14 protein-coding genes and 1 pseudogene are annotated in these 15,169 nt (G+C 46.5%); 9 read left to right on the forward strand and 6 right to left on the reverse strand.

The genetic code is table 11. From position 1 onward, the window contains the following. Positions 1-19: 19 nt before the first annotated feature. Complete coding sequence (locus ACBR23_RS06490; protein WP_371115019.1) at positions 20-769, reverse strand: 2-phosphosulfolactate phosphatase family protein; 750 nt, start codon at positions 767-769, stop codon at positions 20-22. Positions 770-871: 102 nt separating this feature from the next. On the opposite strand from ACBR23_RS06490, the gene ACBR23_RS06495 reads away from it, so the two are divergent. Next, the gene (locus tag ACBR23_RS06495; RefSeq protein WP_371115020.1) at positions 872-1,765 is read left to right on the forward strand and encodes an EI24 domain-containing protein; all 894 of its coding nucleotides are present in this window, start codon (positions 872-874) and stop codon (positions 1,763-1,765) included. A 3-nt stretch (positions 1,766-1,768) separates the two neighbouring features. On the opposite strand, the gene ACBR23_RS06500 is transcribed toward ACBR23_RS06495, so the two are convergent. Next, positions 1,769-2,044 (reverse strand): hypothetical protein, encoded by a 276-nt coding sequence (locus ACBR23_RS06500; protein ID WP_371115021.1) that lies wholly within the window; start codon positions 2,042-2,044, stop codon positions 1,769-1,771. 370 nt (positions 2,045-2,414) lie between these two features. On the opposite strand from ACBR23_RS06500, the gene ACBR23_RS06505 reads away from it, so the two are divergent. Both ACBR23_RS06505 and ACBR23_RS06510 read left to right on the forward strand, forming a co-directional pair. After that, on the forward strand, positions 2,415-3,146 hold the full coding sequence (locus ACBR23_RS06505; protein ID WP_371115022.1) for a hypothetical protein: 732 nt from the start codon (positions 2,415-2,417) through the stop codon (positions 3,144-3,146). 460 nt (positions 3,147-3,606) lie between these two features. Further along, complete coding sequence (locus tag ACBR23_RS06510; RefSeq protein WP_371115023.1) at positions 3,607-4,500, forward strand: protein kinase; 894 nt, start codon at positions 3,607-3,609, stop codon at positions 4,498-4,500. Between the two features lie 33 nt (positions 4,501-4,533). Here ACBR23_RS06510 and ACBR23_RS06515 read toward each other — a convergent pair whose 3' ends face one another. From ACBR23_RS06515 to ACBR23_RS06530, 4 genes are all read right to left on the reverse strand, one after another. Then, entirely contained in the window at positions 4,534-5,157 is a 624-nt protein-coding gene (locus tag ACBR23_RS06515) for a DnaJ domain-containing protein (protein WP_341739923.1), read from the reverse strand. Between the two features lie 130 nt (positions 5,158-5,287). Next, positions 5,288-5,881, reverse strand: coding sequence for an ATP-dependent Clp protease proteolytic subunit (locus tag ACBR23_RS06520; RefSeq protein ID WP_340520888.1), 594 nt, complete (start codon positions 5,879-5,881; stop codon positions 5,288-5,290). Between the two features lie 111 nt (positions 5,882-5,992). Continuing rightward, positions 5,993-6,664 carry an ATP-dependent Clp protease proteolytic subunit gene (locus tag ACBR23_RS06525; RefSeq protein ID WP_340549860.1) on the reverse strand — a complete coding sequence of 224 codons (672 nt, stop codon included), beginning with the start codon at positions 6,662-6,664 and terminating at the stop codon, positions 5,993-5,995. 67 nt (positions 6,665-6,731) lie between these two features. Continuing rightward, a complete protein-coding gene (locus tag ACBR23_RS06530; RefSeq protein ID WP_341731609.1) occupies positions 6,732-7,421 on the reverse strand; it encodes an ATP-dependent Clp protease proteolytic subunit in 690 nt (229 codons plus the stop codon). Positions 7,422-7,488: 67 nt separating this feature from the next. Here ACBR23_RS06530 and ACBR23_RS06535 point away from each other — a divergent pair, with 67 nt between their 5' ends. The 6 genes and pseudogenes from ACBR23_RS06535 to ACBR23_RS06560 all read left to right on the forward strand — a co-directional run. Continuing rightward, the gene (locus ACBR23_RS06535) at positions 7,489-8,724 is read left to right on the forward strand and encodes a VWA domain-containing protein (protein ID WP_371119184.1); all 1,236 of its coding nucleotides are present in this window, start codon (positions 7,489-7,491) and stop codon (positions 8,722-8,724) included. A 207-nt stretch (positions 8,725-8,931) separates the two neighbouring features. Further along, positions 8,932-9,498, forward strand: coding sequence for a Uma2 family endonuclease (locus tag ACBR23_RS06540; protein WP_371115025.1), 567 nt, complete (start codon positions 8,932-8,934; stop codon positions 9,496-9,498). Positions 9,499-9,501: 3 nt separating this feature from the next. Beyond that, positions 9,502-10,002, forward strand: coding sequence for a tetratricopeptide repeat protein (locus ACBR23_RS06545; RefSeq protein WP_371119185.1), 501 nt, complete (start codon positions 9,502-9,504; stop codon positions 10,000-10,002). Positions 10,003-10,073: 71 nt separating this feature from the next. Then, a complete protein-coding gene (locus ACBR23_RS06550) occupies positions 10,074-11,267 on the forward strand; it encodes a homoserine kinase (protein WP_371119186.1) in 1,194 nt (397 codons plus the stop codon). A 190-nt stretch (positions 11,268-11,457) separates the two neighbouring features. Next, positions 11,458-14,568, forward strand: coding sequence for an esterase-like activity of phytase family protein (locus ACBR23_RS06555; protein WP_371119187.1), 3,111 nt, complete (start codon positions 11,458-11,460; stop codon positions 14,566-14,568). A gap of 105 nt (positions 14,569-14,673) precedes the next feature. Beyond that, positions 14,674-15,009, forward strand: a pseudogene (locus tag ACBR23_RS06560) (homoserine kinase); the annotation flags it as partial. Between the last annotated feature and the right edge of the window lie 160 nt (positions 15,010-15,169).

Here is a 15,169-nt window from a genome sequence, read left to right on the forward strand (position 1 = left end):
GGATTTCGGTCTTATTTATTTAGGAAATCTTCCCATCCGACTTCACCAAAACTCCCGGTTCTCGCTGCATTGGCAGCACATCTAAAATATCGATTTGGGAGCAATATTTCAAATCTTCAATCACTCCTAAACGAAGCAGTCTTTGACCATGACTAGCAGATTTTAGCAATTGATGCAATTGATTTTCCCACTGGAGATACAACGCCATTGCTGCAAATACTTCATCGTTACCAGCAAAATCAGTAGCAGGAATACCAGTTTTTGTCAAGAGGCTGTGGGCGATCGCCCCCGCACAAACACTATCTTCCAAGGAATAACTTCCTTCCCAACCCGAACCAACTATCCCAATAGTTTCCGGCTGTTTATCTAACAAAAACTCCACCACAGCTTGCCGATTAATCAAAGCCGCTGTTAAAACTATCGGCGCAGTTTGCACCCTTTGGAGAGCGCGAGTACCATTAGTTGTACTAATGAAAATTCGCTTCCCCGTCACATTTTCTGGGGTGCAGTCGAGGGGAGAATTCCCCATATCAAATCCGTCAACTTTCGCACCGCCACGCTCTCCTGCCCGAATGCGCTTGTCTGCCGGCCATTTTTCGCTCTCCCCCATCAGTTGTTCTAAATCGCTGAAAACTTGCACAGCTTCCGCCCCATTGTTGAGCGCAGTTGCCATTGTCGTAGTCGCCCGCAGCACGTCAACGGCGATCGCACAGGCTGGCATTTTGTCCGTTGGGGTAAGTTCCGGGGTATGGTAAATAAAAAGCTTCACTTTTGGGGCTACCTACAATAAATCCTCATACGTAATAATAATAGAAAGTGACGCTCCTAGATAAATCAAGCCAACTTCCTTCTTCCTTATTCCTTCTTCTATATGTCTCAGCAGCTCAATTCTAATCCCGCCCACAGCGCCATCAGCGCGCCCATCGGACTTCTGGCTGGTTTCACCTATCCTCTGCGAGCTTTCACACTGCTTTGGCAAACACCCAAGCTCTGGGGTTATGTATTAATTCCAGTAGTGCTAAATTTTTTAATTGGCATCAGTCTTTATTTGGGATTACTATTTCCCAGTTTGTCAGGAATAGACCTTTTAGTTGCCAATTTGTCCCTCCACTTTCATACATTAATTGCTAACTTGCCCCAGTGGCTCAGTTTTCTCGCCGTCTTAACCATCGCTTTTGGCTGGTTGTTACGCATACTCCTAGTAACCGGACTTTTGCTAATCATTGGATTTTTATTAGTACAATTTGGCGTGATTTTGGGTTCCCCTTGGTACGGCGAATTATCTCAACAACTGGAACTCCTGCGTAACGGTCAATTGCCCGCAGAAGCACCCATGAGTTTGACTAGCATTTTTCAGGATATCAAAAGAGCGATCGCCTTTGAATTCAGAAAATTACAAATTTTGTTGAGCTTCGGCATACCACTCCTAGTTCTGAATTTTATCCCTGGTGTCGGCTCTATTTTAGGCAGTTTAGGAGGAGTAGCTTTGGGAGCAACTCTTGTCTGTTTAGACTTTTTAGATGCACCTCTAGAAAGGCGAAGACGACCTTTTAAAGAAAAATTAGATATCCTTCGCGGAAGTTTGCCCGCTAGTGGCAGTTTTGGTTTAGTTTGTTTTGGTTTAGTAAGTATTCCGCTGTTGAACCTGTTGGCTATTCCCCTATGCGTCACTGCCGGCACTTTGTTTTTTTGCGATCGCATTTGGCCCACTCGTTTTGCATCCCAGGAACAAACTAGCGATGGCAAAACAGACATTCCCACTTAAAAACTATTGAGCTATTTCTATATTCTGTGTGCTGTTTTTTACTTTCAATACTCTGGGTGCGTTCACACTGAGAAATGGACTTAAAAGCAACCAACTCACAAAGAAGAATGAAGCTGTAAATAGCTGGACAATATCGATAGCCGATAGATATCCATCTGCTAATAGTGCAATACTTCTATCCGTCAGCCCGAATATCCAAGAGATAATACCAAACAGCCAAATACCTTTTTGAAGCATTGGCAAAAATTCTGAAACTGCTGAGTTTTGCTGCTGATTCATTGATTTAGCTCTTGTTTTTGACAATCTCAACTTTTCAGACACTCACCTGTTGGCTGGAGAGTGTCTTACCCAGAAAAATCCGGTTAAACCTAGCACCCAAGGGCTGAAGGATGATTAACCTCTCCTACCATTCCCTTTGTTTTCTATATGTTAAGAAATGTTTAGTTATGTTGCCATTGGTCGCAAGAGGTATTTTGCCATCTATCTTTAGGAATAGTCCGAGCAGTCAAAAACAGTTAAATTTACTACACTTTGGCTAGAAGACTACATTGTTAAGCCAGCACGGGTGCTACCCAAAAATCAAAAACTTGTCGTTTTTGTGAAATATGATATACTACAAAATGTAGGTTAGGGGTGAGAATATTACAAAATGGCACGCTTAAATCAAATTATCGCGATCGAAAAAAGCATCAAAAGCCGCTCCGTCCAAGAGCTCGCAGAAGCCCAAAAAGCTCTCCAGAAGCCCGGTTTGCTATCTGGAATATCCCGCACTTACCGCCCCAAGGACGAAGAAGGCGAACAACTCCCCCCAGAGTCCAAAAAAGTTGAAGTCAAAACAGAAGAGATTATTCGCAAAACAACAGAAGTTTTGACCAAACTCTTCGATATCACAGCAACCAAAGATTGGACAAATTGCCAAGCTCGCGCTGACATAACCATAGACGGAAACGTGCTTTTGAGCCAAGTTCCCGTCAGCTATTTACTATTCGTTGAAAAGCAGTTGACAGACTTGCAAGCATTTATCAAAAAACTGCCCGTATTGGACGCTTCCGAGACTTGGAATTTCGACCCTTCCGCCGACTGCTGGGCCACAGAACCAGTGCAAACTCTCAAGACTTTTAAGACTCCGCGCAATCATGTTAAAGCCGAAGCTACCGAACACCATCCGGCTCAAGTAGAGGTTTATTACGAAGATATTACGATTGGCTATTGGCGAACAGTAAAATTTTCCGGTGCCTTACCAGCGCGCCGAGTCAATGAGTTGCTCCAAAGAATAGAAACTTTGCAGCAAGCTGTTAAGTTCGCCCGCGAGGAAGCTAACAATTTTGAGGTTCAGGAACAGAGAGTGGGAGAGCGAATTTTGCAATTTATTTTCCGTTAATAGCTTGCTTTTTTGAGAGTTATAGTTTAGGATATAAATAGAGTACAAGTTCAAACTAAAACTTCAACTTAAACCGTACAAATGCGACAGTGCAGGTTCGATTCCTGTCCTCTCTACTCATTAAAGAGAGGTAGCCCAATTGGTAGAGGCAGCATGAGGTACACATTCAATAGCAAGTTATTACTCTAAACTCAGCATTCATCGCCGATCGCTAAAACGACTGTCAAGGCAAACCCTATCGTTGTTGCTGGTTCGACTCCAGCTCCCTCTACCAAACCTAGGGGGGTAGCCCAATTGGAAGAGGCACGATAATACTAATTTCAAACACTTGACTTAAAGGTAACAGCGTGCACAAATGGGCGGTAAATCGAAACCCAGCAGTAGGTCATAACTGCTGGGTTTTATATTCATAGCTACAAATAACCAATCACCAATCACCAATCACCAATAACTTCTTCAAATGAGTTACTGCATCAATCCCCAGTGCAAAACCCGTGAGAATTGCGATCGAGCTCAAAATTGTCACAGTTGCGGGACGGCTTTATTGATTGCCGATCGCTATCGTATCATCCACCCCGTGCGATCGACCAATCCAGCACTCCCTACAGAAATTTTTGCAGTCGCAGATTGGGGAACCGAGGAAAACCAATGGGGTACTGTCAAAGTTTTAAAAGTATTGAAATATACTCATCATCCCCCTTTAATCCGATTATTCAAGCAGGAAGCACGCACCTTAATTTGGCTAGCGGGAAATACCGGAATTCCGCAAGTTGAACCTGACGGATATTTCAGTATTCAAATTCCCCAAAAATCTCAAAAATTGTCCTGTTTAGTGATGGAAAAAATTGAGGGAGAAACTTTAGCACAATTCTTAAATAAAAACCAGCATATATCTCCCAAACTAGCCATTGATTGGCTCACCCAACTGACGCATATTTTACACAAAATTCACCAATATAATATAATACATCGAGATATTAAGCCATCAAACCTGATGTTGCAACCCGATGGCAAATTGATACTAATTGATTTTGGGGCTGTGGGAGAAGCGGGGATTGATACAACGCCTATAGGTTCCCCTGGATATTCCGCCCCGGAACAAATTATCGGTATAGCTGAAGTGCGATCGGACTTTTTTGCCCTGGGACGTACTTTTGTACATTTACTAACAGGTACACCGCCGATCGACTTTCCGACAGATGAGACAACTGGTAAAATTAATTGGAGAAATCATGGGGTGCAACTAAACGGTTTACTAGCATATTTTATAGACCAATTAATGGAACCCCTGCCGGAAAAAAGACCTAAAAATACTCAAGTTATTCTCGAAAAACTCAAAACTATAAGCCTTTGATTACCTGCACAGAACCCAACTAAATTTCCAACTTCAATAAATCTGTTCTAACTTGCGAAAATCTCGCTCAACTTCTGCCCACAAAGCCCGATTGTGAGGGTCAGTTTTCACAGCCTTTTTTAAATAAATTCTCGCCTTATCAACCTGCTTTTCCCCAATTAAATGCCTTCCCCAACGCTGATAGGCGATCGCCTGCCATTGACGCACTTCCACATCATCGGGAATCCGCTGTGCCAAACCTTCCACCAGGGCGATCGCCCGTGGGAACCTCTGATACTTCAGCAACTCCTGCAACTGCAAATAAGCATCCTGCTTTAACTTTTCTTCCGCTGCCGACAAATCCTGGGTATTTTCAATTGGCGACGCTTTCCGAGTCACTTTCACTTTCTGTGGTTGAGTTTTTGGCATCTGGGATGCCGATGTCGTCCCCGTCTGCTTAGTATCATTCGCAACTTTCGACTCCCCATCGGGGGGAGCAATATTCACCAGAAACTTATAAGCCTCAGTAATCGCAATAAACCTATTCTTCGCCTGTTCGTTGCCCGGATTTACATCGGGGTGATACTGTCTGGCTAGTTGTCTATAAGCCGCCTTAACTTGCGACACACTCGCACCAGATCTGAGTCCTAACTGTCGGTAATAATCTGCAATATCCATTTACTATAAATCATCGCTAATAATACCATTAAATATGGCAGAATCCTTAAAGTAAAGACTCTGCCAAAATTTACTGCGGGTCGAGGTTTTCCCTTCAGCATTGCCTGCACTACTGAAGGGAAAACTTTACTTAAGGACGTTCTTCAATCACATGATCGATCAAACCATATTCCTTGGCTTCCTGAGCAGACATAAAATAGTCCCGATCCATGTCTTTTTCGATTTTGGCTAAAGTCTGACCAGTCCGAGCTGCATAAATCTGATTCAACTGATGGCGAATGCGGACGATCTCTTTGGCCTCAATCTCGATATCCGTCGCTTGTCCCCGCGTGCCCCCAGAAGGCTGGTGAATCATAATCCGCGAGTTTGGCAAAGCGACTCGTTTCCCCTTGGTACCTGCTGCTAGTAAAAAAGAACCCATCGAGGCCGCTAGACCCACACAAATCGTCACTACCTCAGATTTAATGTGCTGCATGGTATCGTAGATTGCCATGCCCGCCGTCACCGAGCCGCCGGGAGAGTTAATGTACAGGTAAATAGGTTTGCTCTGATCCTCCGAATCCAGGTACAGCAGATAAGCCACGATCGCATTAGCAATGCCATCATCTACTTCTTCTGACAGGAAAATAATCCGCTCCCGAAACAGCCTTTCGTAAATATTGATCCACTGTTCGTAGCTACTGCCGGGAAGCCGGTACGGAACGCTGGGAACGCCAATAGGCATCGTATATCTCCTAACAGAATAAAGGTGAAATTTTCAGTAATGAACAGTTAGCAGCTAGCAGTTCCCATTCAGGAGTTAATCCCACCGATTTTCTCCTCAATGGCAACTCCTTTAGCTAAAAACTGTGGCAGTTGGTTGAGATATTTCTTTGGTGCTTTCCAACACCCGATCGATCAGCCCGTAATCTTTAGCTGCTTGCGGAGTCAGGTAAAACGTGCGATTCATATCTTTCGCCAGTTTTTCCACAGATTGTCCTGTATTTTTCGCAAAAATTTCCAGAATTAAATCTTTTTTTGCCAGGACTTCTGTGGCATTGATTGTGATATCAGTTGCCTGACCCTGGGTCCCCCCTTGGGGATACTCCAGGGCAATCATCGCATGGGGGAGACTAGCTCGCTTCCCTTTGCTCCCGGAGGACAGTAACAGGGCCGACAGACCGATGGCTTGACCCAAACAAATTGTTTGGATTTCCGACTTGATATGCTGCATGGTATCGTAAATCGCCAAACCTGCCGCCACCGACATCATCCCAGCCATTTGATTTACTGTTCCCCCCGCGATTGGGTCGCCGTAGGAGTTGATGTATAGATATATGGGCTTCTTCGACTCGATCGAGTCCAGGTAAAGCATTGCTGAAATCACAGTATTTGCCAGACCTGTAGTTATCGTCTGGTTCACAAAAATGATCCGTTCCTGGCTCAAGCGAGTGTATATATTGATCCACTGCCAGTTGGAGCTGCCAGGAATGTTGTAAGGAACGCGCAGGATTTCATCAACAGGCATAGCTACCACCATCCAAGCTTCTAAAAAAATAATCAGACTCAAAAAGCCTTCCCCTAGCAGGAAAGGGTTAAACTAGCGCCGGCAATGCTACGGGCAAATCCTTGGTGCTTTCTAGCACGCGATCGATTAGTCCGTATTCTTTGGCTTGTTCCGGGGTCATGTAGCACATTCGATCGGTATCTTTGGCAATTTTTTCCACTGGCTGACCCGTATTCTTCGACAGGATACCCATTGCCGTTGCTTTGTTTGCCAGGACTTCCTTGGCCCGAATCTGGATGTCTGTTGCCTGCGATCGTCCCATCCCCGTCCGCGGTTGATTCAAGACGATGGTAGCATGGGGCAAACTAGCCCGCGAGCCTTTAGCTCCCGCAGACAAAATCATCGCCGCAGTTCCCATCGCTTGACCAAGGCAGATGGTATGAACAGGAGGTTTCACGTAGTTCATCGTGTCACAGATAGCGAAAGCTTCCGTTTCTTGCCCAATGGCATCCCCTGTGTACCAGGAAGTTCCTGTCGAGTTGATGTAAAAAAAGATCGGTTTTTCCGAATCATTGAATTGTAAGTAGAGTAACTGAGCAATAATCAGTTTAGTGACATCTACCCCCATTTGACGTTTGAAATCGTCGGACGATACCAAGGGTAAGCCCAGGTAGATAATCCGCTCCTTCAGCAACAGCGATTGTAAATCAGGGGGGGGCGTCCGGTAGGAGGCATCGCCGTAGTATTGCGATTGCATTGCTTTAAAGGGTGTTTTCATCGAAATGTCGCCTGAACTGATGGAGTTATTCTTAAAGAAATAGTAACGCAATCTTTAGGTATCCCGCATGAAAGTTAGTTTGCTCCCTGCTTTAAACGACACCAACCTGGACGCGGATGCGCCCTCAAGCCAGCGCCAGCTAGCCATTTCGGTGTCTGCGACCACCTCGAACTTCGACTCCAACGTACCCTTAAATCTCTGCCTGATTCTCGACCACAGCGGTTCCATGAACGGACGTCCTTTGGAAACCGTCAAACAGGCCGCCGGACGCCTCCTCGACAGATTGAAGCCTGGGGATCGCTTTTGTGCGGTTGCTTTTGACCACAAAGCTAAAGTCCTTGTCCCTAACCAAATTGTGGAAGACCCCGCTAGTATTAAACGGCAAATTGAGAAATTGCGTCCCGCTGGTGGGACGGCAATTGATGAGGGCATTAAGCTAGGTATTGAAGAGTTGGGCAAAGGCAAAAAAGAGACTATCTCTCAGGCCTTTCTATTGACTGATGGCGAAAATGAACACGGCGACAACAACCGCTGTTTGAAGTTGGCCAAGCTGGCTGCTGAGTATAACATGACCTTGAATTCTCTGGGATTTGGGGATAACTGGAATCAGGATATTTTGGAAAAAATTGCGGATGCCGGTGGCGGTGCTTTGGCTCATATTCAGCGTCCTGAAGATGCTGTTGAAGAGTTCGGCAAGCTGTTTACCCGCGTGCAATCGGTGGGGCTGACTAATGCTTATTTGCTATTTTCGCTGATGCCAAAGGTGCGGTTAGCCGAACTTAAACCCATCGCCCAAGTTGCCCCAGATACTATTGAATTGCCGGTGGAGCAAGATGGCGATCGCTTTATGGTCCGTTTGGGAGATTTAATGAAGGATGTAGAACGAGTAGTTTTGGCTAATATTTATATTGGACAGTTACCAGAAGGTAAACAGGCGATCGGGCAAGTACAAATTCGCTACGACGATCCCACAGTCGGTGCAGGTTTGCTCTCTGAATCGGTGGTGATTTCGACTAATGTCCTGCCAGTTTATCAGCCGGCAATCAATCCAATGGTGCAGCAACACATTTTAGCTTTGGCTAAATACCGCCAAACTCAACTTGCTGAAACTAGATTGCAGCAGGGCGATCGGGCTGGCGCAGCCACGATGCTCCAAACCGCGGCTAAAACGGCTCTGCAAATGGGCGATAAAAGTGCCGCCACTGTCCTACAAACCTCTGCTACTCGCTTGCAATCCGGTGAGGAGTTGAGTGAGGGCGATCGCAAGAAAACTCGGATTGCTTCTAAGACTGTTCTGAAGTAATCTCATGGTTTGTAATTCTCAGGAAATCCGGCGATTGGAAATCGCGACTACACAAACAAAGTCCGGATGGTGCGCGGACTAAGAATATAGAAACCCGCCTGGGCGGGTTTTGTTTTTGCCTTCTTTTGCACTCACAGGTTGAAATTTGTGGATGCTTTAGATGCTCGATCGTCTATAATTTTTGTATCACCTATCAAGAGTGTTTGTATGAGCCAGACAATATCTGATAAACTACGCTTTACTACCGCCGATTTAGAACTATTGCCTGATAATGGCGATCGCTATGAAATTATTGATGGGGAGCTATTTATGACTAGAGCACCGCATTGGGGGCATCAACAGACTTGTGGCAGATTTTTTTCTTGTCTTGATACTTGGTCGATGTCTACTGGTTTGGGACGAGCCGCAATCAATCCAGGCCTTATTTTCACGGATGCCGATAACGTCATCCCCGATGTAGCCTGGGCTAGCAACGAACGTTTGGCTATCTTGCTAGACGAAGCCGGCCATTTAACCGCCGCACCCGAGTTAATTGTGGAAGTCTTGTCCCCCGGTGCAGAGAATCAGAGACGCGATCGAGATTTGAAACTCAGACTCTATTCGGTACGAGGAGTTCAAGAATACTGGGTTGTGAATTGGCAGTTGCAACAAATAGAAGTTTATCGCAGGGAACAAGCAAGTTTAAGACTCATTGCTACGCTGTTGAGCAACGATCAACTTACTTCACCGTTATTACCTGGTTTTAGTTGCTCTGTAGCTCAAATTTTTGCGTAGATTATGAAAAGACCATTTTACAATTTGATTGCTACTCTAGGAATATTGACTATATTTGGTAATATATCTCCTGCTGTTTTTGCTCAATCCTCAGCAATATTAATTGCTCACAAAACCATTGTTCAAAATCCTGCTGAAGAGTTATTTAACAACGGTTTAGCCAAGTCAGAGGCTGGAGACTTTCAAGGCGCGATCGCCGATTACACCGAAGCCATCCGCCTCAACCCCAACTACGCCCAAGCTTACAACAAACGTGGCATCATCCACGGCCGCGACCTCAAAGACTACCCAGCGGCCAAAGCAGATTTCGATCGCGCAATTGCCATCAACCCCAACTACGGTGATGCGTACTACAACCGCGCCAGAGTCCGCGAATTCTTAGAAGACAAACCAGGTGCGATCGCCGACTATCAAAAAGCAGCCGAACTCTATCAAAAATCCGGCAATACCAACGATTACCAAGATGCCCTAAAACATCTTCAAATACTACTTCCTAAAACATAGTATAGTATTCTTCTATCTGCGTTCGTCCGCGTTTATCTGCGGTTGAAAATTCCCAATCCACTATTCAAACAATGTCCGTAATTTCCACCATCACTGTCACCGTACCCGCTACAACCGCCAACTTAGGCCCCGGTTTTGACTGCATCGGCGCCGCTTTAAGCCTCTACAACCGCTTCCAATTCTCCCGACTCGAACCCTCGGCAACCGAGAAACTAAAAATTACCGTTACGGGCGCAGAAGCAGCCAAAGTCAAGACAGATGACAGCAATCTCGCCTATGTAGCATTTGTTACCTTGTACGATCGCCTCAACCAATCGCCACCGCCCGTCGCCATAAATATAGATATGCAAGTGCCGCTGGCTAGAGGCTTGGGAAGTTCCGCTACAGCGATTGTCGGCGGGCTAGTCGGTGCAAATGAATTAGCCGGTTCGCCTTTGAGTCAGGTGGAAGTGATGCAGTTGGCGATCGAACTTGAAGGACATCCCGACAACGTTGTCCCCGCTTTACTGGGAGGTTGTCGCCTCGCTGCTAGCAATGCACCCCCCCAACCCCCCCTTAGTAAGGGGGGGCTAAGAGAGCAACCCCCCCTTACTAAGGGGGGGCTAAGAGAAGAACTCCCCCTTAGTGAGGGGGGGCGAAGAGAAGAAATCTCCCTTAGTGAAGTGGAACCAGAATTACCCCCCCAACCCCCCCTTAGTAAGGGGGGGCTAAGAGAAGAATCCCCTCTTACACCCCCCTTTACCAAGGGGAACCTGACAGAAGCATCCCTTCTTACACCCCCCCTTAGCAAGGGGGGGCAGGGGGGGGGTTCTTGGCAAATTTGCGACATTCCCTGGCATCCTGATATTGTGCCCGTGGTAGCGATTCCCGATTTTGAACTTTCTACCGCCGAGGCGCGCCAAGTTTTGCCAGCAGATTACACCAGGGCTGACGCGATTTTCAATGCCGCACACCTGGGTTTGTTGGTGCGGGCTTTGGCTACGGGCGATCGCAATTGGCTACGTTGCGCCCTCCAAGACAAGATTCACCAGCCTTATCGGCGATCGCTGATTCTGGGATATGAAGCTGTGCAAAAAGCTGCACTGAATGCAGGGGCTTGTGGGATGGTAATTAGCGGTGCGGGGCCGACGCTTTTGGCTTTAACGGATGTTACTAATGCTGTTGCGGTTGTGAGGGAAATGGCGGCTGCTTGGGGGAAATTTGGGGTGAAGGCTGATGTAAGGGCGATCGCGATCGACACTCAAGGAGTACAAGTCTCGACTTAAATACCTGAATATTTCCCTGGAAACATACCGCAGTCGGATCGATATTATACCAAGCTGTCTGGGCGATCGGCTCAAGTGTGGAAAGTACACAAGTGTTTAACCATTAAATAATCAGTCTTTAATCCTAGCGTGAGACCATACTCGCAACCCGAAAATATTTGACTTTAGCGGTAAAGAGGAGTGACTTAACGTGGCAGCAATTAACGGCACATCGGGAAATGACACATTAAACGGGACGATCGCAGGCGACTTAATTTCTGGGTTGGGTGGCGATGACGCCATTTTCGGTCAGGAAGGAAACGATCGCCTTTTTGGCAATGCAGGTAATGACTTGTTATTGGGCGGTTCGGGAAATAACGCACTCTACGGCGGTCGAAACCGAGATACCCTTCAAGGTGGCGAAGGAGACGATTTTCTCTCCGGCGATCTCGATCGCGACATTTTGACCGGTGGTGGCGGTAAAGATATTTTCGCGATCGGGCGGATCGGCAGTTCCCAACTAGAAAATGCTGACGTGATTACCGATTTTGTCAAAGGTCAAGACTTAATTAGTGTCAGCGGCATCTCTCCGGCTAACATCGAAATTTCTAGAGGTACGGGCAATTTTAGCAACAGTATTGTTCTCAAAGATTCAACAACCAACCAATTTTTAGCGATTTTGGAAGGAATCCGAAATTTCGATTCTGGAGATTTCATTGTTGCCGAAAGTCCAGTTCCGGCAGTGCGCTTTTCTAGCTTCAACGCTTCTTTGAACCGCAGTAGTGCAGGTCGGTTAATTACAGACCTTTCGACTCCTAGCAACCAGCAAGCAAAGAATGTCGCTGAAACTATTCAGCGGGTAAATCCCGATGTTTTGTTAATTAACGAGTTTGACTACGATAGCAGCAACACATCCCTAAATTTGTTTCAGCAAAACTATCTGTCAGTCAGTCAGAATGGCGCAACTCCTGTTAATTATCCCTTTCGCTATACTGCCCCTTCTAACACAGGCATTGCTTCCGGTTTCGATTTAGATAATAACGGTTCCACTGTCACAGAAGTTGGCACCACCGGCTACGGCAACGACGCTTTCGGCTTTGGGGATTTTCCGGGACAATACGGCATGGCTTTGTACTCAAAATATCCCATTGATACGGCGAATATTCGCACGTTCCAAAACTTTCTATGGAAAGATATGCCGGGGGCATTTTTGCCGGATGACTCGGCTACTTCCGCCACAAATGACTATTACTCACCTGCTGAATTAAACGTATTTCGCCTGTCGTCAAAGAGTCACTGGGACGTGCCAATTAATATCAACGGCGACATTGTTCACGCTTTAGTCAGTCATCCGACACCGCCTGTGTTTGACGGCCCAGAAGACAGAAACGGCAAGCGAAATCATGATGAAATTCGCTTGTGGGCAGATTACATTACTCCTGGAAAAGGTAGTTATATTTACGACGATCGCCGCACCTTTGGCGGACTTGCACCGAATGCGAGTTTCGTAATTATGGGCGACCAAAATGCCGATCCTGTTGATGGAGATAGTTTTGACAATGCGATTTTACAGTTGCTCAATAACTCGCGAGTAAATGTGGGAGTCACTAGCGCAATCCCTGCTAGTTTAGGCGGGATTCAACAAGTAGCAGACGGCGGGAATAATGTCAACCAAAAAGGCAGTCCGGCTTTTGATACGGCGGATTTTGGAGATACAGGAACGGGTTCGGGAAATCTGCGAGTTGATTATGTTTTGCCGTCTGCTGATTTGCCAGTTAGTGATGCTGCGGTATTTTGGCCTGTGACGACAGATCCGCTGTACAGATTGGTGGGCGATCGCCAAAATGCGGACACTACTCCTACTTCCGATCATAGTTTAGTTTGGGCAGATATTGCTGTGGGCGATCGATCTCCGCGCACCAGTGTCAGAAATATCAACTTCCTCGGACAAGCTACTTATCCAACAGGTTCCGTCACTGTCCAAGGAACTCAACTCGGCGGACTTTCCGGTATTGATTACGACCAAGTTAACAACCGCTATTACAGTATTTCCGACGATCGATCGGACAGAAATCCGGCTCGATTCTATACCCTGAATATCGATTTAAGTTCTGGTTCGCTGTCTAGTTCCGGGATTAATTTCTCTGGGGTGACAACTCTGCTTAACCAAAACGCTCAACCTTTTGCTACTAATACTCTTGACCCGGAAGGCATCGGTTTAACTAGCAACCGCACGGTGTTTATTTCGTCAGAAGGCGAAGTCAGTCCTAACTTGGGTGCTGCCAGAGTTCAGAGTCCATTTGTGAACGAGTTTGCTTTAGGAAGTGGCCTACAGTTGCGACAGCTACCAGTGCCGTCAAAGTTTGTACCTGTGGTTCAGGATACTAACAACAATCAAGTTGTTGATGCAGCAGATACACCAACAGCGGGAGTTCGCAACAATTTAGCTTTTGAAAACCTGACAATTACTCCCGATGGCAAATTCTTGTTTACAGCAACGGAGAATGCTTTGGTGCAAGACGGGCCGCTGGCGACAATTAACACTGGTTCGCGATCGCGCATTCTCAAATACAATTTAACCACAGGACAGCCGGAACAAGAATTTCTGTATCTAACTGACCCGGTGGCCCTTCCAGCAGTTCCAGAAACAGCTTTTAGTACCAACGGTTTAGTGGAACTGTTAGCCTTAGACAATCGCGGCACTTTCTTAGCACTAGAACGTTCTTTTTCTACAGGCGCACCAGGTACGGGAAATACCATCAAACTCTATGAAGTACGCCTAAATGGAGCCAGCGATATCAGCAGCATTAATTCGCTGAATGCGATTAACATTAATACTGTCAAACCCGTTGAAAAACGCTTGGTTCTCAATTTTGACAGCCTGCATTTGCCGACAGGTTTGGATAATGTTGAAGGCATGACTTTGGGGCCGGTGTTGCCGAACGGACAGCAATCTTTAGTGTTAGTGAGCGACAATAATTTTAGCGCTACTCAGTTTACTCAAATATTAGCTTTTGGGCTGGCTTTGGAGACTGAAACTCCCCGGCGGGCGCAGTCACTAGATATTGTGACTGATGGTGGTGCGATCATCGACTCTGCGGTGTCAGCAAGTAACATCAGCATCGAAAACAGTGCTTTCATCACAGACTTCAGAACAGTTTCTGGCTTGATGGGGTTCGATACCGAGCAGAATTATGCGATCGACCCCACAGCAATAAATCTCACTGGAGTCGGCGCAGTTACCCAACCGGGCATTCAAATAGCTGCTGAGCAAAATGTTTCTTTATCTCTGCCTTCTGCCTTCGGAATGGGATCTTTTTAGCTTCTAAGCGAAAGCCCCGCGCCAAGCACGGTAATCCGTTGAGGGACGGGATGAAAGCGCCCGTCACTCAAAGACTATCCAGCAGCCAAAGCAGATTTCGATCGCGCGATTTTCAATGCCGCACACCTGGGTTTGTTGGTGCGGGCTTTGGCTACGGGCGATCGAGATTGGCTGCGCTGCGCCCTCCAAGACAAGATTCACCAGCCTTACCGGCGATCGCTGATTCTGGGATATGAAGCGGTGCAAGAAGCTGCGTTGAATGCAGGGGCTTTTGGAATGGTAATTAGCGGTGCCGGGCCGACGCTTTTGGCTTTAACGGAGGCTACTAATGCTGATGCGGTTGTGAGGGAAATGGCGGCTGCTTGGATGGATGTTGGGGTGAAGGCTGATGTCAGGGCGATCGCGATCGACACTCAAGGCGCGCAAGTCTTGATGGGGTGATCGTCTTCAAATCTCCAAGTGCGCTAAATTAGTGACTAGAGGTGTACTGACCGAATGTTATCAGATTCTCAAACGCTTTATGGTGTAAGGCTTGCAGCTAGATACAGCTATCAGGGATTCCCACAACAGAAAAAAATTTGAGTAACTTGCAGAAATTTGG

The sequence above is a fragment of the Microcoleus sp. genome (genome assembly GCF_041354475.1).
GTDB lineage: Bacteria > Cyanobacteriota > Cyanobacteriia > Cyanobacteriales > Microcoleaceae > Microcoleus.

Bases quoted from the DNA above. Each gene is read 5' to 3' on its own strand.
- ACBR23_RS06495 (WP_371115020.1), top strand. From the start codon at position 872: ATGTCTCAGCAGCTCAATTCTAATCCCGCCCACAGCGCCATCAGCGCG.
- ACBR23_RS06500 (WP_371115021.1), bottom strand. From the start codon at position 2,044: ATGAATCAGCAGCAAAACTCAGCAGTTTCAGAATTTTTGCCAATGCTT.
- ACBR23_RS06505 (WP_371115022.1), top strand. From the start codon at position 2,415: ATGGCACGCTTAAATCAAATTATCGCGATCGAAAAAAGCATCAAAAGC.
- ACBR23_RS06510 (WP_371115023.1), top strand. From the start codon at position 3,607: ATGAGTTACTGCATCAATCCCCAGTGCAAAACCCGTGAGAATTGCGAT.
- ACBR23_RS06515 (WP_341739923.1), bottom strand. From the start codon at position 5,157: ATGGATATTGCAGATTATTACCGACAGTTAGGACTCAGATCTGGTGCG.
- ACBR23_RS06520 (WP_340520888.1), bottom strand. From the start codon at position 5,881: ATGCCTATTGGCGTTCCCAGCGTTCCGTACCGGCTTCCCGGCAGTAGC.
- ACBR23_RS06525 (WP_340549860.1), bottom strand. From the start codon at position 6,664: ATGCCTGTTGATGAAATCCTGCGCGTTCCTTACAACATTCCTGGCAGC.
- ACBR23_RS06530 (WP_341731609.1), bottom strand. From the start codon at position 7,421: ATGAAAACACCCTTTAAAGCAATGCAATCGCAATACTACGGCGATGCC.
- ACBR23_RS06535 (WP_371119184.1), top strand. From the start codon at position 7,489: ATGAAAGTTAGTTTGCTCCCTGCTTTAAACGACACCAACCTGGACGCG.
- ACBR23_RS06540 (WP_371115025.1), top strand. From the start codon at position 8,932: ATGAGCCAGACAATATCTGATAAACTACGCTTTACTACCGCCGATTTA.
- ACBR23_RS06545 (WP_371119185.1), top strand. From the start codon at position 9,502: ATGAAAAGACCATTTTACAATTTGATTGCTACTCTAGGAATATTGACT.
- ACBR23_RS06550 (WP_371119186.1), top strand. From the start codon at position 10,074: ATGTCCGTAATTTCCACCATCACTGTCACCGTACCCGCTACAACCGCC.